The sequence below is a fragment of the Arthrobacter sp. MYb227 genome, assembly GCF_002975435.1.
Taxonomy (GTDB): domain Bacteria; phylum Actinomycetota; class Actinomycetes; order Actinomycetales; family Micrococcaceae; genus Paeniglutamicibacter.
Genome location: NZ_PCPT01000003.1, coordinates 414,055 through 434,416 on the forward strand (window position 1 = coordinate 414,055; position 20,362 = coordinate 434,416).

Here is a 20,362-nt window from a genome sequence, read left to right on the forward strand (position 1 = left end):
CCGAACCCAGGCGGTTCGGAACCAACTTCATTTAAAACAAAATCTGGGGTCTTTGAGGCTCCTCGCCTGCGCGATATCTTACGAATCTAACTTTTGTTGGAGAAAGCCAGCAATTTCTTGGGATCTAGCGGCAATTAGTGCATGATATTCACGCTCTTCAGCGGGCATGGAGGCATCTGCTGCCAACATCAAATCTGCTTCCACGTCCGCTAGCGAATCAATGATCAGATGCCAGTCACTTCCTGAGAGCTCGATCTGCGAGATTTTCTCGGCAGGCGGCCAATTGTCCAATGCTTCAATATCCGTGGGCCAGTCTGGATGTGCCTGCCAGCCGGTTTCTCGAATGTGGCTACAGCGTTTCACCCGTGCGGGTTCATCCATGGAAATAGCTGCCACATTATCGATAGTTCCGTCTATGAGAAGCCAGTCGATTGTTGGCATCTGTATTGTTTGAAGTTTAAGATCATTTTCGCTCATGGGCCAATACTAGGACGGGCAGAGCTCGGGGGAAACGCTGAAGCATGAGCTCACATGACCGGCAAACAAGACGAAGTTCCCTAGTAATGGGGGAGTCATTGTGCCTTGGCTTCCTCTGTTGCGCAGTTGTGACTAGAACCCAGTGACGAGTACCGAGCCAACCAGATCAACCCGTGTTTTCCCGTCAGTTTAGTGGTGCCCGCAGGCCCACTGTTACAGTTGCCGCATGGAAAAATTCGATACGATTGTCGTCGGAGCCGGCGTAGCCGGACTCACTGCAGCACGCCTGCTGGCCCAGGCCGGGCACAGCGTCCTAGTACTTGAGGCACGCAATCGCATTGGTGGACGTACCCATTCCGAGCGCGCCGAAGGTTTCACCACCGACCGTGGTGCCTCCTGGATACACGGCATCGATGGCAACCCGTTGACCGAGGTGGTCAATGACTTCGGTATGCGCAGCGTCGAATTCACCGTCGGTAGTTACCAAGCCCTGAGCCGGCCCATCGCCTACTATGGACCCGCGGGAGAACGCCTAAGTCAGGAAGCAAGCCAAGCGTTCGGCGATGACATCAGCACCTTTGATAGCCATTTGGCTGACACTATCGGTGTCTCGGTCCTGGGCAGTACTTACGCGGATGCCATCGAAAAAACCCTCACCACGCTGGATTGGGAAGCTGATCGCTCCGAGCGTGTGCGAGAGTTCCTGCACCACCGTTCGGAAGAACAGTACGGCGTGGCCGCCGAGTACCTCGACGCACACGGCCTCGATGATGATTCGGTTCAGGGCGACGAAGTAGTCTTCCCAGATGGATTCGGTCAGCTTGCAACGAATCTAGCCGCGGGCTTGGACATCCGGCTCGGCCATGAGGTCAACCGGGTCGAATGGTCGAGCCAGGGTGTGACGGTGCATGCCAACCATGGTGGATTCAGTGCTGATCGGGTAGTAGTCACGGTTCCGATTGGGATCCTGAAATCAGCTGACTTCGTCTTCTCTCCAGCCCTGCCCGAACCGCTGGGCAACGCCATCGCGGGATTCGAGATGAACAACTTCGAGAAGGTGTTCCTGCGCTTTGCCAACAAGTTCTGGGATCAAGACGTCTATGCGATCCGGCAACAGGGCGAAGCCGGCAAGTGGTGGCACTCCTGGTATGACCTGACTGACCTACACGGGGTTCCGACCCTGCTTACCTTTGCCGCCGGGCCAAGCGCCATCGCGACCCGTCAGTGGAGCGAGGAGCAAATTGCCGAATCGGTACTCGAGGCCCTGCGCGGCATCTATGGGGAGAAGGTCGAGCGCCCGGAGCACGTGCTTGTCACGAATTGGCAGGATGACCCCTATTCCCGCGGCTCTTACGCGTATATGAAACCGGGTTCGGTCCCCGAGGACCACGATCTACTGGCCACTCCTGTCGGCGGCGTGCTGCACCTCGCGGGCGAGGCGACCTGGGGAGAAGACCCGGCAACGGTAACTGCGGCGTTGCGTTCGGGGCACCGGGCGGCCGAAAACATCCTCGGCCGGGAGCTCTCGTTTGGGGCATTGCCGGATCCGTTCTAATCGCGCGCTGCCTCGCCCTCAGGGATGATCAGATATCCAGCAGTCCCGTAGGCTTTCCCCGGCAGGTCCTTGCATGAAGAGGGGCTTGTCGGGCGAAGCAAGTGGTTGGCCGGTTCGAGTGGTTCGGGCGGCAGTCAAGCAACAGCCGCGCCAATGACGAATTTGGTGCCGCGAACCGGGAATGTTGCCGAGGTAATCTGCCGCCGACCAAAGATGTCCACAATGTGACACAGTTGTTCAACAAATCACAGACAGCGGCCACACGGTGCTATGTTAAACAAATGCATTTCGGACTACTACAGCTACTAAGCCGCCGCGGCGAGACCCACATAGGACTCTAAGGCGTCCTTAGGCCGACCCCTCGCTGCGGAGTCAAACATCGTCCCGGCCCCCTTTCTCCCGATACATAGAAAAGGCCCAGTGAAATGCAAAACATGCAAAAACCATCCGGAATGCCCATCCACAAGTACGTGCCATTCCAGGACCAGATCAATATCTCCTTGCCGGATCGCACCTGGCCGGATAAGTACATCACCAAGGCACCGCGCTGGTGTGCAGTAGACCTGCGTGATGGAAACCAGGCACTGATCGATCCGATGAGCCCCGAGCGCAAGCACAAGATGTTTGACCTGCTCGTCAAGATGGGTTTCAAGGAAATCGAAGTTGGATTCCCCTCCGCCTCACAGACCGACTTTGACTTCGTGCGCCAGCTCATCGAGCGCGGTATCCCGGACGATGTGACAATCCAGGTCCTCACTCAGTCCCGCGAACACCTGATCCAGCGCACCTATGAGGCACTCGAGGGCGCCAAGCAGGCAATCGTTCACCTGTACAACTCCACCTCGGTGCTCCAGCGCCGCGTGGTCTTCAACCAGGATCAGGACGGCATCGTCGATATCGCGCTTTCTGGCGCGCGGCTGTGCAAGAAGTTCGAGGAGCAGCTGGTCGACACCAAGATCACCTACGAATACTCCCCAGAATCTTTCACCGGCACCGAGCTGGAATTCGCCAAGCGCATCTCCGATGCCGTGGCCGAAGTCCTGGAGGCTTCCCCGGAAAACAAGATGATCCTGAACCTGCCGGCAACCGTGGAAATGGCCACGCCGAACGTGTATGCCGACTCCATCGAGTGGATGCACCGTAACCTGGAAAATCGCGACTCGATCGTACTTTCCTTGCACCCACACAATGACCGCGGCACCGGTGTTGCCGCAGCAGAACTTGGCTACCTTGCAGGTGCCGACCGCATCGAAGGTTGCCTCTTTGGCAACGGTGAGCGCACCGGCAACGTTGATCTGGTCACCCTGGGCATGAACCTGTTTGGTCAGGGTATAGACCCGGAACTCGACTTCTCCGACATGGATGAAATCCGTCGCACCGTCGAATACTGCAACCAGCTGCCGGTTCCCGAACGCTCACCATACGGTGGCGATCTGGTCTTCACCGCTTTCTCCGGCTCCCACCAGGATGCCATCAAGAAGGGCTTCGAACTCATGGAGATCGATGCCAAGGCAGCGGGCAAGACCGTAGATGAGATCGAATGGGCGGTTCCGTACCTGCCGGTGGATCCCAAGGACATTGGCCGTTCCTACGAGGCTGTCATCCGCGTGAACTCGCAGTCCGGTAAGGGCGGGGTTGCGTACCTGCTGAAGAACGAGCACTCGCTTGATTTGCCACGCCGCGCACAGATCGAATTCTCCGGGGTTATTCAGCAGAAAACCGACGGTGAGGGTGGCGAAATTTCCTCGGCCGAAATCTGGAACGTGTTCCAGGACGAATACCTGCCGGTGACCGAGGGTTCGGACAACGAGCCATGGGGCCGTTTCAAGCTGGGCTCGGCAACCGCCGAAACCGCCGAAGATGGTAGCTTCAACCTCACGGTGTCACTGATCATTGACGGCATTGCACACAGCCGCAAGGCCACCGGAAATGGTCCGATCAACGCACTTGTCAATATCCTCGGTGCCGAGGGCGTTGACGTGCGTGTGCTCGACTTCACCGAACATGCCCTGTCCGAGGGCGGCAATGCGGCTGCTGCAGCATATGTTGAATGTGCCGTTGGCGATCGGGTGCTGTGGGGTGTCGGTGTTGATACAAACACCACGATGTCCTCGCTGAAGGCAGTGATTTCCGCGGTGAACCGCGCGGTACGCGACACCAAGTAATAATGTTGTGCCGGTAACGCCCGGTCCTGCTGGGGGTCTGGAGCATCGAGTTGATGCACCAGACCCCCAGCTTTGTTTGAGATGATAGTAAACGTGTCACGAAGTGGGTTTGCAGCTAGAAGTTACCGCGCGCGCGGAATCATTTTGCGTACCCAAAAACTTGGTGAGGCCGATCGCATCATTACCCTGCTAAGCCCCGAACTCGGAGTGATTCGGGCCGCCGCCAAGGGAGTACGGCGTACCCGGTCCAAGATGGGTGCGACACTTGAACCCTTCATGGAGGTCGACGCGCAACTCTTGGTGGGAAAATCCCTACATACGATCACTCAGGCACAGTTACGCAACCCCTACGGGCAAAAATTGGTTGCCGACTATGCTGCTTATACGGCGGCTCATGCAATGGTGGAAACTGCCGAGCGACTTACAGACTCGGAAGCCGATACAATTGCAGCACAATACCGGCTACTTCATGGAGCCATTGCCGCGCTGGCCCGCGGGGGATTAGAACCCGGAACCGTCTTGGACTCCTATCTTTTACGTGCCCTAGCCACTGCCGGTTGGGCACCAAGCTTTACGCACTGTGTGCGTTGCGGCATCGAAGGCCCCCATCAGGCAATCAATATTCCGCTTGGCGGGGTTGTTTGCCATGACTGCCGACCCGCAGGTTCCTTATCCCCCTCACCACAAACAGTACGGCTGCTTGCCGCCTTGTTGGAGGGTGACTGGGACACCGTGAACACCAGTGACATCAATGCCCGCGGCCAGGCCGGAAACATCGTTGCCGCCTATCTGCAGTGGCACCTAGAACGAGCAGTTAAATCCCTCAAAATTGTGGAGAGAAGATGAAAAAACCCACCAAGATCACGGGCAAACCCGGAGCAGCACGCCCCGATGCCCACCCACAGGGATTCATCATGCCCTCCATCCCCGCCGAATTTATCCCTCAGCATGTGGCAATCGTGATGGATGGCAATGGGCGCTGGGCCAACCAGCGCGGGTTGCCACGCACCGAAGGTCACCGCGCCGGGGAAGCTGCACTACTCGATGTGATGGCTGGTGCCATCGAAATGGGCATCAAGCACGTATCTGTCTACGCATTTTCCACCGAGAACTGGAAGCGCAGCCCCGAAGAAGTCCGTTTTCTGATGGGCTTTTCTCGCGATGTGCTGCGCCGTCAGCGAGACACGTTGAACAGCTGGGGCGTTAAAATTCGTTGGGCAGGTCGTGAACCACGGTTGTGGCGTTCGGTGGTCAACGAGCTCAAGGCGGCCGAGGAGTTGACGGTGGGCAATGAGACCTGCCAACTGACCATGTGCGTGAACTACGGTGGTCGGGCAGAAATTGCCGACGCGGTGCAGGCCATTGCCGCAGAGGTTCAGGCCGGGCGACTCAAACCCTCTGGCATCTCCGAAAAGACCGTGGCAAAGTACCTTGACGAACCGACGATGCCGGACGTCGATCTATTCATGCGCACCAGTGGTGAGCAGCGAACCTCAAACTTCATGCTCTGGCAATCCGCCTACGCGGAAATGGTCTTCATTGATGACCTGTGGCCGGATGTTAACCGCTCAACTCTGTGGGCAGCCGTTCAAGAGTATGCAAGCCGCGACCGCCGCTATGGTGGGGCTATTGATAAGCCCACGCCCCGGGGCTAGCTAGCGAGCCGCCCTAGAAGCGATCGGGCTAAGCCGTCCTTGGGCGTAGTGCTGTGCTATCTCCCCGGGTAGAACATCGCAGAATTCGATTTGTATTGGGTAGGCGACGCTACTCGGTGCATATATATCCGAGGCCGTGCTAAATCGCGAGCATCCGGCATTGTGCAATCTGGGATGTAGCCAGCGCACCACTCCAGCAATGCGCTAGAAACGTATGGTCCGTCTTGCCCCCCCATAAGCCGACCGAAGTTCATTCGCTGGGTAAGTAGCCAGCTGCCCAATGATCAAGGCCGGCATAGGCGATGGAACGCGGCTTCGGGAGTGAGGTAAAAACGTCATGCATCGAGCCCTCGATAATCACGTTTGTCACCTCTCGCCCCAGACCCAGGCTTCGTTCACGAACCACCTGTACCTCGATCACTGTGTCATTGTGCAACATTGATTCGTCAAAGCTGGTGCCCAAGTGAGTGGTGCGTGAGGTGAGCACGAGGATCGGGATCTTAATATCAAGTCCCTTGGCGACAAGCCGGTGCCCCGCCAAAATAGCGGTCATCCATCCAGCTGTTGGGGGGAAGGACACCGGGGGACGCCACCGCGGGTGTAAATCCCAGGAGCCGCGGCCTAACCGACTGAGCGATCGCCAGTAGTTATCGAACTCAGGTAGGTGCAGGCTGGCCCGGGGGCGGCGTTTTGCTATGGGTTCCAACAATCCCTGGGTCGCATAACGCACGAGGTAGCTTCCCTGCATTTCAAGCCACGGGCTGTTGAGGATCAGCGCGCTAAAGGCCTTGGGGTTCCGGTTCACCCACAGGCTTGCTATGAGTCCGCCGGTTGAGTGGGCGACGCAGACTCCCGGCAGATCGTTACCTTCTAGTTCACGGATTCTTTCCAGTGCTGCCGAAATGTCTTCGTCATATTCGTTTAAGTCCGTGGTGAAGCCCGGGTCTTGGTGATGGGCGCGCAGACTTCGCCCGTATCTGCGAAGATCAAGCGCGTAGAAAGCGTAGCCACGTGAGGTCCAATATGTTGCAAGTTCGGCGTTGTAGAAATAGTCACTCCAGCCATGAATAGCCAACACAAATCCTTGGGGATGGCTACGAGTAGCTGGCGCATCGTGAGCACTTACGCCGAGCATCCTCCCCAGGAGCTTATTCTTCTGCGCCAGTTGGCCGATCCAGCGCGGCCACGCGGACAGAGCGTTTGTGGACACCGGTACGTTTGAAGTGCCGGATTCCCGATAACGTATCAGCGTGGCTGTCAGCTCGCCTTCTTCATCGGACCCCAGGGGAAGGGATGTGTAGCTAAAACCCGTCCCAAGGATATCCGGGAGCCATTGGCCGACCGCTGTTGTTTCACAATACTCGGGCCACGTAGCCGTGGGGTCTAGCTCCGGGTCGATGGGGGAGCTGGGATTTGGCGAAGACGCATGCGACATGTGATGAGCATAACTGGGTTGAAGTTGTTTGGACGAAGCGCAACGGGAAGACTGGAGTTTATGCGCATCTATCCCACGATTTTCCGTGTGCTCTTCTCCGGTATGGATCCGGAAAAAGCTCACCACTTTGCCTTCAACGCCATCCGCATTGCCGAAAAGACCGGTGTCTCGGCTATTGCCCGTAAACTTTCGGCCCCGGCCCCGTCGCTGCGCCGTACCGTTATGGGGATCGATTTCCCCTCGCCTTTCGGCCTTGCCGCGGGGTTTGACAAGGAAGGCGCGGGAATTCCTGCCCTCGCCGACTTGGGTTTCGGCCACGTTGAGGTGGGAACCATTACCGGTGCCGCCCAGTCAGGTAACGAACAGCCACGACTCTTCCGGCTGATCGAAGACAAGGCAGTCATCAACCGCATGGGCTTCAACAATGATGGTGCCCACGCCGTAGCCCCACGCACCCGTGCCGCCCGCGAACTGCTGAACCGTCGCTTTGGTGCCCACCGCCCGGTCATCGGCATCAACATTGGCAAGACCAAGGTTGTTGAACTTGAGGATGCCGTCGAGGACTACCTGGTCTCCACCCGCGAACTTGCTGCCCACGCCGACTACCTGGTGGTCAACGTGTCTTCCCCCAACACCCCGGGGTTGCGTCTGTTGCAGAGTGTTGAATCGTTGCGCCCATTACTTTCGGCGGTTGGTACCGAGGCGGACCGTGTCGCCGGACGACATGTGCCACTGTTGGTGAAGATCGCTCCGGATCTAAGCGACGAAGATCTTGCTGACGTTGCAACACTTGCTCAGGAACTGAAGCTTGATGGAATCATAGCCACCAACACCACCATTGGTCGCGAGGGGCTTTCTTCCGATGCATTCAAGGTGGCCGAGATTGGCGCCGGAGGCCTCAGTGGTGCTCCACTGAAGGCACGTTCCCTTGAGGTTCTCAAGGTCTTGCGCTCCAAGGTTCCTGCGGAGATGACGATTATTTCCGTGGGTGGTGTCAGTACCGGTGAAGACGTCATCGAACGCTTGCAGGCAGGTGCGGATCTGGTGCAGGGTTACACGGCTTTCCTCTATGAGGGCCCATTCTGGGTGCGCAGCATCAATAAGAAGCTTGCTGCGGCCGTGGCCAAGGGCGTTTCACTGAGCAAGTAGTTAGTTTTCTGCGGTCGTCAGCGGCCGGGGTAGTGGGGGGCGGTATCTGTCAGATGCCGCCCCCCACTGCGATAAATAGGCCCAAATGCTCCTCGACGTATGCAGAAACCATCACCTCATGCAGCGCCGCTGAGCAGCAGGAGAGAGTATGTGGGCTTAAGGAAGGCGTGTGTTGAACCAATGTTTCTGGATCAACACACGCCCGTGTGGATTACTGAACGCGGTCAAGCGTTTTAGCGCGGATCGGCACCGCGAGCGATCTGCGGCTTGGGCAGGCGCATCTTGCGGAACTGCATGCCACGCATGACCCCATACCAGGTGACTCCGCGTTCGACGCTGCCAAAGCGGGAGATGAGGCCCTTCTTCAGGCCGCGGGTCATGATGAATGAATCGATGGCAACCAGGGCCACCAGGGCCCAGAGGCCGTAGGTGACGAGCATCGACATCTGAAGGTTTTTGGTGGTGGCAAACGAAAGAATCAGGAAGCCGAATACCGCAAACATCAGGTATTCGCCGAGCATGAAGCGACGATCAACGAAGTCGCGTGCGAAGCGTTTCTGCTCGCCACGATCGCGCAGCGCCATGTAGCGCTCGTCGCCGGTTTCATTGGCCAAGCGCATGCGGTTCTGCGCTTCGACACGCTGTGCACGCTGCACTTCACGCTGAGCCTTGCGGTCGGTAGGCACCAGGGGCCGCTGACGGCTTGCTTCCTGGGTCTTCCGCTTGGGAGTAGGGGCATTCTTGCCGGTGGTCTTTGTGGTCTCTTCTGTGGGCGCTTCTACGGAAGCTGCCTGATCTTTCTTGCGTCCAAACACCCATCCAGTCTAGCCCGGTCGCGGCCCGCCTTTCTCATTCTTACCCCTGCACGGTTGTAAGCTTTCGGTTATGACTACCAAGAACACCGCCAATTCGGCGTCATTCGGTGTGGATCGCGAAGCCCTGAGCTCCCACATTGATACAGATTTCACCCGCATCGTTGAAGAACTGAGCAATCTTGTGGCCATTCCGGGCATCGCCTGGGAGTCATTTGATGCACATCAGCTCGACCGCAGTGCCGAGGCTGTGGCCCAGCTTGTTCGCGATGCAGGAATGGAACATGTCGATATTCTGCGCGTGCCCACCGATAGCGGGGCCATGGGTGGGCCGGCAATTGTTGCCAACCGTCCGGCACGCGATGGCAAACCTACAATTCTGCTTTATGCACACCATGATGTGCAGCCCCCGGGTGATGAAGAACTGTGGAACACCAAACCCTTTGAAGCAACCGAGATCGACGGACGACTCTTTGGCCGCGGGGCAGCAGATGACAAAGCCGGAATCATGGTGCACATTGCCGCGCTGCGTGCGGTCTTGGCCAAGGTCGAAGAATTTGGCCTGGGCGTAACGTTCTTCCTCGAAGGTGAGGAAGAGGCAGGTTCACCGAGCTTCCGCAATTTCCTTGAGACCCACCGTGACCGTCTTGAAGCAGATGTAATCGTCGTTGCCGATTCCTCCAACTGGAAGGTCGGAGTTCCGGCACTCACTACCTCACTGCGCGGCATGGCCGGGGGAGTGGTTGAGGTGCGCGTGCTTGATCATGCCGTGCACTCGGGAATGTTTGGCGGACCGGTGCTTGATGCACCAACCATTGCAGCTCGACTGATTTCCACCTTCCATGATGAGCAAGGCAATGTTGCAATCGCCGGACTTGTCTCAAACGATCATGCGGAGATTGACTACCCCGAGGCAGACTTCCGTACCGACTCTTCGGTGCTCGATTCTGTACAGCTTGCCGGTACCGGCAAGATTTCCGATCGCCTGTGGAACAAACCTGCGCTGTCGATCATTGGCATGGACGTCCCTACAGTTGCTGTCTCATCGAACACGATGATTCCTGCCACCCGTTTTAAGTTGAGTCTTCGTTTGGCCCCGGGACAGGATCCTGCCGAGGCAGTTGAAGCAGTACGAGTCCATATCCTGGCTCAGGATCTACGTGGCGCTCAGGTGACCTTCGAATCAGATGAGTCGGGTCAGGCGTTTGCAACTGATACCTCGGCAGCAGCCGCACAGGCGAGCCTATGGGCTCTGGGTGAAGCGTGGGGAGTCCCCGCAGTAGAAACCGGCATTGGCGGTTCCATCCCGTTCATTTCCGACCTTCTTGAGGTCTTCCCCGCGGCCCAGATCCTGGTCACCGGTGTTGAAGACCCGGATTCGCGTGCCCACTCGGCAAATGAGTCTCTTCATTTAGGTGATTTCCGTCATGCCATTTTGGCCGAAGCTTTGCTGCTTGCTCGTTTAAACAACCACGGATTGTGACGCCGATAGACCCACCGCGACAACCAACGCGGGCTCGTCGTACGATAGATACTGAGGGGCCACGCTTGAGGCGTAGCCCAAGTGAGCAGTAAATGGAGGATCAAGCATGACAGCTGCACCCAACGAAACCACAGCAGACCCAACCGAACTGCCGACCCACGAGGTCGCACTTTCGGATGTTGCTGCAGACAAGGTCCGTTCACTGCTTGAACAGGAAGGCCGCACCGATCTTCGTTTGCGCGTCGCCGTTCAGCCAGGGGGATGCTCGGGCCTGATCTACCAGCTTTACTTCGATGAGCGCCTTCTGGAAGGCGACGCGGTCAAGGATTACGACGGTGTCGAGGTAGTTGTAGACAAGATGAGCGTGCCGTACTTGGCTGGCGCTTCGATTGATTTCGAAGACACCATTGCCAAGCAGGGTTTCACCATCGACAACCCAAGTGCCGGCGGATCTTGCGCCTGTGGAGATTCCTTCCACTAAGTCGGGAACCAAATACACCGCTCAAACGTTGAGACTTCTTCACGCTTGGGCGGTGTTTTGGTCGGCATTCGAGCGCCCGAGAGGGTAAGCTCTACGATAAGTAGTAAAACTATGGTTTTCTTCGACCTCATCAGCGTTGATTCAAATGAGTCCGACCGCTGGGCCGTCGAAGACTCATTCAGCACCAACAAAGAGGAAGGGCCGTCTGTGAGTTCGCAAGACCGAACCAGCAGCCGCCGCAAAGGCAGAGCCAAAGTCTTGGCTATTGCTGGCGCCGGCGCGTTGTTGTTGACGGGATGTTCAGCGGAAGTCCAGCGAGGTTGGCTCCCAAACGTCGAACGTGACACCACCAACCACACCGGTATGATCCAGGATCTCTGGGTAAACTCGTGGATTACCATTTTGGCAGTAGGCCTGTTGACCTGGGGCTTGATGCTTTGGTGCATCATTGCCTACCGTCGCCGTAAGGGCGATACGGGTTACCCGCGTCAGCTCAGCTACAACCTACCCATTGAGATCTTCTACACGGCCGTGCCGTTGGTTCTCGTCCTGACGTTCTTCACGTTCTCGGACCAGACCGAAAAGACCCTCAATACCAAGGTTGATTCCGAGCTTGTGGTCGACATCCGCGCCAAGCAGTGGGCATGGGACTACAACTACAGCTACAAGGGCCAGGAAAAGTACGACGCTACCGTTCAGGCACGCCTGACCGGTAAGGAAGGCGTCCGCGATACCCTGCCTAACCTGTACCTGCCGGTTGGCAAGACCGTGACACTCGAGCTGAATAGCCGCGACGTTATCCACTCGTTCTGGGTTCCTGCATTCTTGCAGAAGCTTGACATGATCCCGGGCAAGACCAACTACATTTACCTGACGCCACAGGTCGAAGGCGACTTTGACGGCAAGTGTGCAGAGCTCTGCGGTGAATACCACTCGGAGATGCTCTTCAACGTCAAGGTAGTTTCCGAGGCTGAATTCGAAGCAAAGCTGGCCACCATGCAGGATGGTCACTTGGGCGAGGAATACGACCGTAAGCCGGGCGAAGTCAACCAGGTTTCAGCCCACGCGGAAGGGAAGTAATCCATCGTGACTACTTACGAATACGCAACCGACGAAGCTAAGAGCCTCGCGCCGCGCGTGGTGCCGGTATCCAAGGGACGGATCTTCGTCAACTGGATCACCTCCACCGACCACAAGACCATCGGGTACATGTACCTGATCTCGTCGTTTATTTTCTTCTGCATCGGCGGCGTGATGGCTCTTGTCATCCGTGCCGAACTGTTCGAACCTGGTATGCAGATCCTGCAGACCAAGGAGCAGTACAACCAGCTGTTCACCATGCACGGCACCATCATGCTGCTCATGTTTGCAACCCCGCTTTTCGCTGGTTTTGCAAACGTCATGATGCCACTGCAGATTGGTGCCCCGGACGTTGCATTCCCACGTCTTAACGCACTGGCCTTCTGGTTCTTCTCCTTCGGCTCGACCATTGCGCTGGCCGGCTACCTCACCCCACAGGGTGCGGCATCCTTCGGCTGGTTCGCATACGCGCCACTGTCGAACACCACCTTCAGCCCCGGCGTCGGCGGAGACCTCTGGGTCTTCGGTCTGGCACTCTCGGGCTTCGGTACCATTCTTGGTGCAGTAAACTTCATCACCACGATCATCTGCCTGCGTGCACCGGGTATGACCATGTGGCGTATGTCGATCTTCACCTGGAACACCCTGATCACAGCGATCTTGATCCTGATGGCTTTCCCGCCGCTGGCAGCTGCGCTGTTCGCACTGGGCGCAGACAGACGGTTCGGAGCACACGTGTTCGACCCGGAATCCGGCGGCCCAGTTCTCTGGCAGCACCTGTTCTGGTTCTTCGGTCACCCAGAGGTTTACATCATTGCGCTACCGTTCTTCGGTATCGTTTCTGAAATCTTCCCGGTCTTCTCCCGTAAGCCGATCTTCGGCTACAAGGGTCTGATCTTCGCAACCATCTCCATTGCGGCACTGTCCGTAGCGGTATGGGCGCACCACATGTACGTCACCGGCTCGGTTATGCTTCCGTTCTTCGGCTTCATGACCATGCTGATTGCCGTGCCTACAGGTGTGAAGTTCTTCAACTGGATCGGTACTCTCTGGCGCGGATCGATCACCTTCGAAACCCCGATGCTCTGGAGCATCGGTTTCATGGTGACCTTCCTCTTCGGTGGCCTGACCGGTATCATTCTGGCGGCTCCGCCGCTAGACTTCCACGTTTCGGATACCTACTTCGTTGTAGCGCACTTCCACTACGTGGTCTTCGGTACCGTGGTATTCGCGATGTTCGCCGGATTCTATTTCTGGTGGCCCAAGTGGACCGGCAAGATGCTCAACGAGCGCCTGGGCAAGATTCACTTCTGGCTGCTGTTCATCGGCTTCCACGGCACCTTCCTGATCCAGCACTGGCTGGGCGTTATGGGTATGCCACGTCGTTACGCCGACTACATGCCTGAAGATGGTTTCACCACCATGAACCAGTTCTCGACAGTCTTCTCGTTCGTCCTGGGTATGTCCATGATTCCGTTCTTCTGGAACGTGTGGACCACTCACCGCAACGGCAAGAAGGTTCTTGTTGATGATCCGTGGGGCTTCGGTGCGTCGCTGGAATGGGCAACCTCTTGCCCACCACCACGCCACAACTTCCACTCCATCCCACGTATCCGCTCCGAGCGCCCGGCTCTTGACCTGCACCACCCGGAATTGAGCGCACGCTCTACCCCGGACAACGCAGTAGCCAAGATCTTCGGCCCGGCAGACCAGAAGGACAAGTAACGTGAAAGTTGAATCTTGGCTTTTCCTGGGCGGACTGTTCTTCTTTACGCCGGTAGGAATCGTTTACGGCATCATGGTCGAGTGGAAGGAACCCGTGGGGTTCTTGGCACTGTTCATGCTGGCAGCAATGTCCTGCATGGTGGGCTGGTACCTGCTCGTCACCTCTCGCCGCGTCGGTCCTCGTCCCGAAGACCGCGTTGACGGTGAAATCCACGAAAACGCTGGCGCCATTGGCCTCTTCGCTCCCTGGAGCTGGCAGCCAATGCTACTGGGCACCGGTGCCGCAATCGGCTTCGCCGGTTTGGCACTGGGCTGGTGGGTTTTGTACATCGGCGTCGGTGTAACCATCATTGGCTTGGTTGGCTGGGTTTACGAATACAGCCGCGGAGACCACGCTCACTAATCTGAGTGTGTACGAACCGTAGTTTCTAAATGGTCGGTGTTTTCCCCTCACAGGGAAAACACCGACCATTTGTTTTAACAATCAATACTCATGGGCGAGAATTGATCTGTGGGCGCAGCTAGCTGCCCGGAGCGGAGAACTTGTGAAACCCTATGCACCGCAACCACCGGTTCACGGCCAACTCGATGAAAACTCATCGGTTGGAAAGTACCGGCAGATTCGTGAGATCCTCCGCAATCATGCCCGGACCGTCTGCAAGCCCGGCTACAAGCTACCCCCAGAACGCGAACTTGCCGACCTTTTCGGCGTTGCGCGCAAGACCTTACGCCAAGCCATTGACTCGCTGGTTGAGGATCAGGTACTCACCCGAGTGGTTGGGGTCGGCACCTATATCGCCCACACCAAGGTTGACCTGCAGATCCGCTTGAACTCCTATAGCGAAGAGATGATTCGCCGTGGCATGGTGCCGGACTCCCATGTACTTCGCTTTGACGAGGTGCCGGCCTCCGGAAGCCTCTCACGGCATATGCAGATCGACGAGGGCGCCCCGGTTGTACGTTTCCGTCGTCTGCTCTTGGCCGATGGTAAGCCCATGAGTCTTGATGATAATTTTCTGCCCAGTGCTCTGGTTCCCGGTTTCGTCAACGGCCCACCTCCAATATCTCTTTACCAGTCACTCAACGAACGTTACGGGTTGGTGCTGGAATGGGGCGAGGATCAAATTGAAAGTACCGCCGCAACTCCGGAAAATGCCGGTCTGCTACAAGTTGATCCCGGTTTCCCGCTCTTGAAGATCACTCGCTACGCATTTGTTGGCGATGGACTGGTTGACTATTCGGTCTCGGTGTACCGCTCCGATCGCTACAAACTCTTTGTGCCGCTACAGCGCCAAGGAACCCGCTCACCTCGCTACGCCCAGTTCTAGCCGCATAAACCTCTCAAATCGTCGTTTACACGCCGTTGAGAGCCATGGGGTCCTGCTGCGCCGCTAGCACATCGGTAAAAACGGGAATTTTCTGACCTACTGCACCACAGATGACACGAAACTCTGGCTCACAGATTCGGGCCTACGCTGCTGCGTTCCCCTAAAGGACAGCGAGCCAGCGCATTTGCCAGGATCCGGCGTAACGATACTCGAATTCATCGAAAGCTCGAACGCCAGGTGCAAAGCCCCGCCGCAAACCTTCAAATAGCAGCATTCCTTGGGTACCTCCACGAACTCGCCTTAGTGGACCCTGCGCAGCGGCTCAGTCTGTCGGGATTCGGCCTGCCAGGCTCCGAGCAAACTTTTCTAACCGACCGGAGCTGCAAGATAGAGCTTGCCCCGGACGTCTCGGCACTAGTGCTGCTGGCACTTAGCTGCCAAGCGCCTCTCAGCTGCCATGTTGTGCAGCGTTCGCGTTGTGTAGTAGCCAGATTTCGAGGAGTCCCAATATCCCCACGTGACATCCTTGCACCCACGTGGCAGTAGGTGCGCTCACTGCTGAAGCGTAGGTGACGCTGCGCTGGATATGAGCCCCCCACCATGCCCGGTAGGGGAGTGGTGGTGCAACGATCACTCGAACTCGAGGAGCCACGAGCGAAGGAAGGTTAAATGCGTGTGGGGCCCGTCCGTAGACGAGCCCCACACGCATTTAGTTCTTAGCGGTTACTTAGTGACCGATCGAATCCTGTTCGGATCCTTCGACCTCTGCGTGACCGTGTGCAGCCTTGGCTGCGGCCAACTCGGATGGAGTCACCGGAGCGACGCGATCCTCGAAGAAGAACTTGGACAGTGCACCACGACGCTTTTCCTTAGCCGAAATGTGACCAGCGGCATCCGGCTGAGCCGGGATGACCTTGCGGTCTTCGAACACTGCGAGATTGTAGCGCTTGTAGACATCGAGGTCTTCGTGCTTCTCCGAGAAGCCACCTTCCGGCGACATCTCGATGATTCCGGCTTCGCGACCGTGCAAGACGATTTCGCGATCCTTACGCTGCAGCGATAGCGCCAAACGGCGGGTAACGATGAAGCCGAGGATCGGGCCGATGACGAACAGCACGCGCAACCAGTAGGTTACATCGTTCAGCGAGACCAGGAAGTGTGTTGCGATCAAGTCAGAGGACGCAGCTGCCCACATCACCGAGTAGGAGATGACGCCAGCAACGCCAACTGCCGTACGGAACGGCGCGTTACGCGGACGATCCAACAGGTGGTGTTCGCGGCTGTCCTTGGTGACCCAGCGTTCGATCCATGGCCAAACGAACATCAGCGTGAAGATGATGCCCGCCGGGACCAATGCCGGAAGCAGAACGTTCAGGCTCAAGGTGTTCCAACCCCAGGGGAGCGGGATGAGCCATTCGAAGGAGAAGTTACCAAGCATGCCTGGCATCAAGCGCAGCGCGCCATCAACGAATCCGATGTACCAGTCAGGCTGGGTGCCTGCGGAAACCGGGGACGGGTCATACGGACCGTAGTTCCAGACCGCGTTGATAGTGAACAGACCCGAGATGAAGGCCACGATGCCGAAGACGATGAAGAAGAAGCCGCCGGCCTTCGCTGCGTAAACCGGACCAACTGGGAAGCCAACAACGTTGTCGTTGGTGCGGCCCGGGCCAGGGTACTGGGTGTGCTTGTGCACAACAACCATGAACAAGTGCAGCGCAATCATGAGCAACATGATGGCAGGCACGATCATAATGTGCAGCGAGTACAGACGTGGGATCACGACGGTACCGGGGAATTCTCCACCGAAGAGGAAGAACGAGATGTACGAACCGATCACCGGGATCGACTTGACCACACCATCGATAATGCGCAGACCGTTACCGGAGAGCAGATCATCGGGGAGTGAGTAACCGGTGAAGCCTGCAGCCATCGCAAGGATGAGCAGAACGCCACCAACAACCCAGTTCAGTTCACGAGGCTTACGGAATGCACCGGTGAAGAACACGCGGAGCATGTGAACCGATACGGCAGCAACAAAGAGAATTGCCGACCAGTGGTGAACCTGGCGCATGAACAGACCGCCACGCACGTCGAAGGAAATATCCAACGTCGAGGCGTAAGCAGTGGACATGCCAATGCCCTTGAGCGGGTTGTACGAACCGTTGTAGATGACGTGTGCCATCGACGGATCGAAGAAGAACGTCAAGAAGGTGCCGGAGATCAGCAGCAGTACAAAGGTGTACAGGGCCACTTCGCCGAACATGAATGACCAGTGGTCAGGGAAGATCTTGCGACCAAATTCCTTGACCATTGCTGACCCGCCGGTACGCTCGTCAACAAAGTTGGCGATCTTACCGGTCTTGGTCTTTGGGGTGTACTCAGTAGTGGTAGCCATTAGTTCTTTCCACGCTCCCAGTAGCTCGGGCCAACCGGTTCCTGGAAGTCGCTGCGTGCGACGAGGAAGCCGTTAGCGTCAACCATGATCGGCAGCTGTGGCAGTGCACGACCCGCGGGGCCGAAGATGACCTTGCATTCCTCGGTGAGGTCGAACGTCGACTGGTGGCACGGGCACAGAAGGTGGTGCGTCTGCTGCTCGTAGAGAGCAACCGGGCAACCAACGTGGGTGCAGATCTTGGAGTAGGCGACAATGCCGTCTACGTGCCAGTTTTCGCGGCCCTCGGAGATCTTCATCTTCTGTGGATCCAGACGCATCAGCAGAACAACGGCCTTGGCCTTTTCGTTCAGCATGTTTTCGGCTTCGTCCAAACCCTCGGGAATGACGTGGAAAGCCGAACCGATCTGAACATCTGCCGCCTTGATGGGGGTACCAGACGGGTCGCGGGTAAGGCGAACGTTGGTGTCCCACATGGTGTGGCGAAGCTGTTCGATCATTTCGTTTGCGTTCTTACCCGAACGGTCAAGGTCGCGGAACATGAACACTGCCGGAATTGGTGCCAAAGCAATGGCACCGATCAGGGTGTTACGGATCAGCGGACGACGCTTGATGCCGGTCTCTTCAATCACCTGGTTGATGATGTTTTCTGCATCGACGCGATCTGCCTCGGGGCGGATCGGGTGGCGCATTTCAGAGATTTCGTGGTCAGGCATCAGGGTCTTAGCCCAGTGAACGATGCCAACACCAATACCAAGCATTGCAAATGTGGTGCCAAGGCCGAGCATCGAGTTCTGGATACGGATTTCCGTGATGTTATCCGGACGTCCGAGAACGAAGTAAGCAATAAAGAACGACAGCGTTCCGATGATGGAGATGATAAAGAGCAGCGCTACCTGACGCTCTGCTCGCTTCTCTGCTCGCGGGTCGGTATCTGCCAAGCGCTTCCGATGCGGCGGAAGGCCGGGGTCCTGGAACTTATCCAGGTCTCCCGCGCCAGCCTTAGCAACGGTGCCCGAATCGTCCGGACTGCCGTGACTATGGTCGCCCATGTTGTCTCTCATCCTTTTCTCAAGATTCATTAGTACGTAGTGATTTCGACGGGGTTAGCCGTCAGCGACCTAGGAAGGACGCGAAGTGAGCCAGATGGTGAAGGCAATAATGATGCCCAAACCAAAGGTCCAGATGAAGAGACCTTCAGCGACCGGACCAAGCGAGCCCATTGCGGCACCGCCAGGCGAACCCTGGGATTCGATCTCCTTCAGGAAGGTGATGACGTCACGCTTCTCTTCGGGGGTGATGTTCGAGTCACTGAAGACGGGCATGTTCTGCGGGCCAGTGACCATGGCTTCGTAGATATGCTTTTCCGAGACACCAGCAAGTGCCGGTGCAAACTTTCCACGCGTTAGAGCGCCACCCGCTGCGGCGGCATTGTGACACATTGCGCAGTTCACGCGGAATACGGTTCCGCCTGCAGCGGAGTTGCCCTTGGACGTATCGAGTACGTCGGCCAGGGGGATGGATGGTCCGGCACCCAAGCTAGCCACGTAAGCGGAGAGCTGGGAGATCTGTTCGTCATCGAACTGGACCGGCTTGGCCTGAGCCTGGGGGCCCTGCATCTGCATCGGCATACGGCCGGTTCCGACCTGGAAGTCGACTGCAGCGGCGCCAACACCAATCAGCGAAGGACCGTCAACGGATCCTTCTGCATTCAAGCCGTGGCAGGTGGCGCAGTTTGCGATAAAGAGCTTGTTGCCTTCCTCGATGTCGCTAGCGGTGTATCCAGTGGCTGCCTTGGCCTCGTTGACACTGCCGGCTGCCATATACAGGCCTCCGGTGATGAGCAGACCCATCAGTAGCAGTGCGACGGCGGCGAGTGGATGGCGGCGCCTTTGCGAAAGAGCCTTCACTTGCTGGTTCCTCACTTATTTCTTAGAACTGGGAGCTGCCGAACGAAGTCCGGCAGCCTTTGACGTGCGCTACTTCAGGAAGTAGATGATGATGAACAGGGCGATCCACACGACGTCGACGAAGTGCCAGTAGTAAGACACAACAATCGCACCGGTTGCTTCGTAGTGACCGAACTTACGTGCAAGAAGCGCACGTCCGATGATCAGCAAGAAGGCGATGAGGCCGCCGGCCACGTGCAAGCCGTGGAAACCGGTGGTCATGTAGAAGACCGAGCCGTAAGCGTTGGAGTTCATGGCAATGCCGTGAGCAACCAACTCGGTGTATTCGTAAGCCTGAACGGAAACGAAGATGGCACCGAGGATGAATGTCAGAACGAACCATTCAACCATTCCCCATTCCTTCAAGTTGAACAGTCCGCCGGTACGACGAGGCTTAAGATCCTCGGCACGGAAGACACCCAACTGGCAGGAGAATGAGCTCGAGACCAGGATGATCGTATTAATAAGTGCGAACGGAACGTTGAGTTTCGCGGTTTCGGTCGCCCACATTTCCGGCGATGCAGCACGGAGTGTGAAGTACATGGCGAAAAGCGCGGCAAAGAACATGAGCTCGCTGGCAAGCCAGACGACAGTTCCTACCGACACCATGTTGGGACGGTTCGGCGCAGGGTGCGCCGGGGCATTTAGGGCATGAGTCGCAGTTGTCACAGAG

The 20,362-nt window shown here is 57.2% G+C and carries 18 protein-coding genes; 11 read left to right on the top strand and 7 right to left on the bottom strand.

The window, feature by feature from the left end; translation table 11 throughout:
- Positions 1-78 precede the first annotated feature (78 nt).
- Positions 79-477: a hypothetical protein gene (locus CQ018_RS09435; protein ID WP_146111868.1), complete on the bottom strand. Its 399-nt coding sequence runs from the start codon at positions 475-477 to the stop codon at positions 79-81.
- 226 nt (positions 478-703) lie between these two features.
- On the opposite strand from CQ018_RS09435, the gene CQ018_RS09440 reads away from it, so the two are divergent.
- From CQ018_RS09440 to CQ018_RS09455, 4 genes are all read left to right on the top strand, one after another.
- Positions 704-2,032, top strand: coding sequence for an NAD(P)/FAD-dependent oxidoreductase (locus CQ018_RS09440; protein WP_105549728.1), 1,329 nt, complete (start codon positions 704-706; stop codon positions 2,030-2,032).
- A 425-nt stretch (positions 2,033-2,457) separates the two neighbouring features.
- Positions 2,458-4,197 (top strand): 2-isopropylmalate synthase, encoded by a 1,740-nt coding sequence (gene leuA, locus CQ018_RS09445; protein WP_105549729.1) that lies wholly within the window; start codon positions 2,458-2,460, stop codon positions 4,195-4,197.
- Positions 4,198-4,290: 93 nt separating this feature from the next.
- A complete protein-coding gene (gene recO, locus CQ018_RS09450) occupies positions 4,291-5,043 on the top strand; it encodes a DNA repair protein RecO (protein WP_105549730.1) in 753 nt (250 codons plus the stop codon).
- Positions 5,040-5,852: an isoprenyl transferase gene (locus tag CQ018_RS09455; protein WP_105549731.1), complete on the top strand. Its 813-nt coding sequence runs from the start codon at positions 5,040-5,042 to the stop codon at positions 5,850-5,852. The genes recO and CQ018_RS09455 overlap by 4 nt, the downstream gene beginning before the upstream one ends.
- 250 nt (positions 5,853-6,102) lie before the next feature.
- On the opposite strand, the gene CQ018_RS09460 is transcribed toward CQ018_RS09455, so the two are convergent.
- Complete coding sequence (locus tag CQ018_RS09460) at positions 6,103-7,287, bottom strand: alpha/beta hydrolase (RefSeq protein WP_105549732.1); 1,185 nt, start codon at positions 7,285-7,287, stop codon at positions 6,103-6,105.
- A gap of 60 nt (positions 7,288-7,347) precedes the next feature.
- Here CQ018_RS09460 and CQ018_RS09465 point away from each other — a divergent pair, with 60 nt between their 5' ends.
- Complete coding sequence (locus CQ018_RS09465) at positions 7,348-8,436, top strand: quinone-dependent dihydroorotate dehydrogenase (protein ID WP_105549733.1); 1,089 nt, start codon at positions 7,348-7,350, stop codon at positions 8,434-8,436.
- A gap of 233 nt (positions 8,437-8,669) precedes the next feature.
- On the opposite strand, the gene CQ018_RS09470 is transcribed toward CQ018_RS09465, so the two are convergent.
- Positions 8,670-9,251, bottom strand: coding sequence for a DUF3043 domain-containing protein (locus CQ018_RS09470; protein ID WP_105549734.1), 582 nt, complete (start codon positions 9,249-9,251; stop codon positions 8,670-8,672).
- 70 nt (positions 9,252-9,321) lie between these two features.
- Here CQ018_RS09470 and CQ018_RS09475 point away from each other — a divergent pair, with 70 nt between their 5' ends.
- From CQ018_RS09475 to CQ018_RS09500, 6 genes are all read left to right on the top strand, one after another.
- Complete coding sequence (locus CQ018_RS09475; RefSeq protein ID WP_105549735.1) at positions 9,322-10,731, top strand: M20/M25/M40 family metallo-hydrolase; 1,410 nt, start codon at positions 9,322-9,324, stop codon at positions 10,729-10,731.
- Between the two features lie 106 nt (positions 10,732-10,837).
- Complete coding sequence (locus CQ018_RS09480) at positions 10,838-11,212, top strand: iron-sulfur cluster assembly accessory protein (RefSeq protein WP_105549736.1); 375 nt, start codon at positions 10,838-10,840, stop codon at positions 11,210-11,212.
- Positions 11,213-11,419: 207 nt separating this feature from the next.
- Positions 11,420-12,292, top strand: coding sequence for a cytochrome c oxidase subunit II (gene coxB, locus CQ018_RS09485; RefSeq protein WP_105549837.1), 873 nt, complete (start codon positions 11,420-11,422; stop codon positions 12,290-12,292).
- A gap of 6 nt (positions 12,293-12,298) precedes the next feature.
- Positions 12,299-14,017, top strand: coding sequence for a cytochrome c oxidase subunit I (ctaD, locus tag CQ018_RS09490; RefSeq protein ID WP_105549737.1), 1,719 nt, complete (start codon positions 12,299-12,301; stop codon positions 14,015-14,017).
- 1 nt (position 14,018) lies between these two features.
- A complete protein-coding gene (locus CQ018_RS09495; RefSeq protein WP_105549738.1) occupies positions 14,019-14,420 on the top strand; it encodes a cytochrome c oxidase subunit 4 in 402 nt (133 codons plus the stop codon).
- A 142-nt stretch (positions 14,421-14,562) separates the two neighbouring features.
- Entirely contained in the window at positions 14,563-15,345 is a 783-nt protein-coding gene (locus CQ018_RS09500; protein WP_105549739.1) for a GntR family transcriptional regulator, read from the top strand.
- A gap of 727 nt (positions 15,346-16,072) precedes the next feature.
- On the opposite strand, the gene CQ018_RS09505 is transcribed toward CQ018_RS09500, so the two are convergent.
- The 4 genes from CQ018_RS09505 to CQ018_RS09520 form a co-directional block, all read right to left on the bottom strand.
- Entirely contained in the window at positions 16,073-17,743 is a 1,671-nt protein-coding gene (locus CQ018_RS09505) for a ubiquinol-cytochrome c reductase cytochrome b subunit (protein WP_105549740.1), read from the bottom strand.
- Entirely contained in the window at positions 17,743-18,792 is a 1,050-nt protein-coding gene (locus CQ018_RS09510) for a ubiquinol-cytochrome c reductase iron-sulfur subunit (protein WP_105549741.1), read from the bottom strand. Before CQ018_RS09510 ends, CQ018_RS09505 begins: the two co-directional genes overlap by 1 nt.
- Positions 18,793-18,861: 69 nt before the next feature.
- On the bottom strand, positions 18,862-19,650 hold the full coding sequence (locus tag CQ018_RS09515; RefSeq protein WP_105549742.1) for a cytochrome c: 789 nt from the start codon (positions 19,648-19,650) through the stop codon (positions 18,862-18,864).
- Positions 19,651-19,719: 69 nt separating this feature from the next.
- Positions 19,720-20,358 carry a heme-copper oxidase subunit III gene (locus CQ018_RS09520; RefSeq protein ID WP_105549743.1) on the bottom strand — a complete coding sequence of 213 codons (639 nt, stop codon included), beginning with the start codon at positions 20,356-20,358 and terminating at the stop codon, positions 19,720-19,722.
- Positions 20,359-20,362 lie beyond the last annotated feature (4 nt).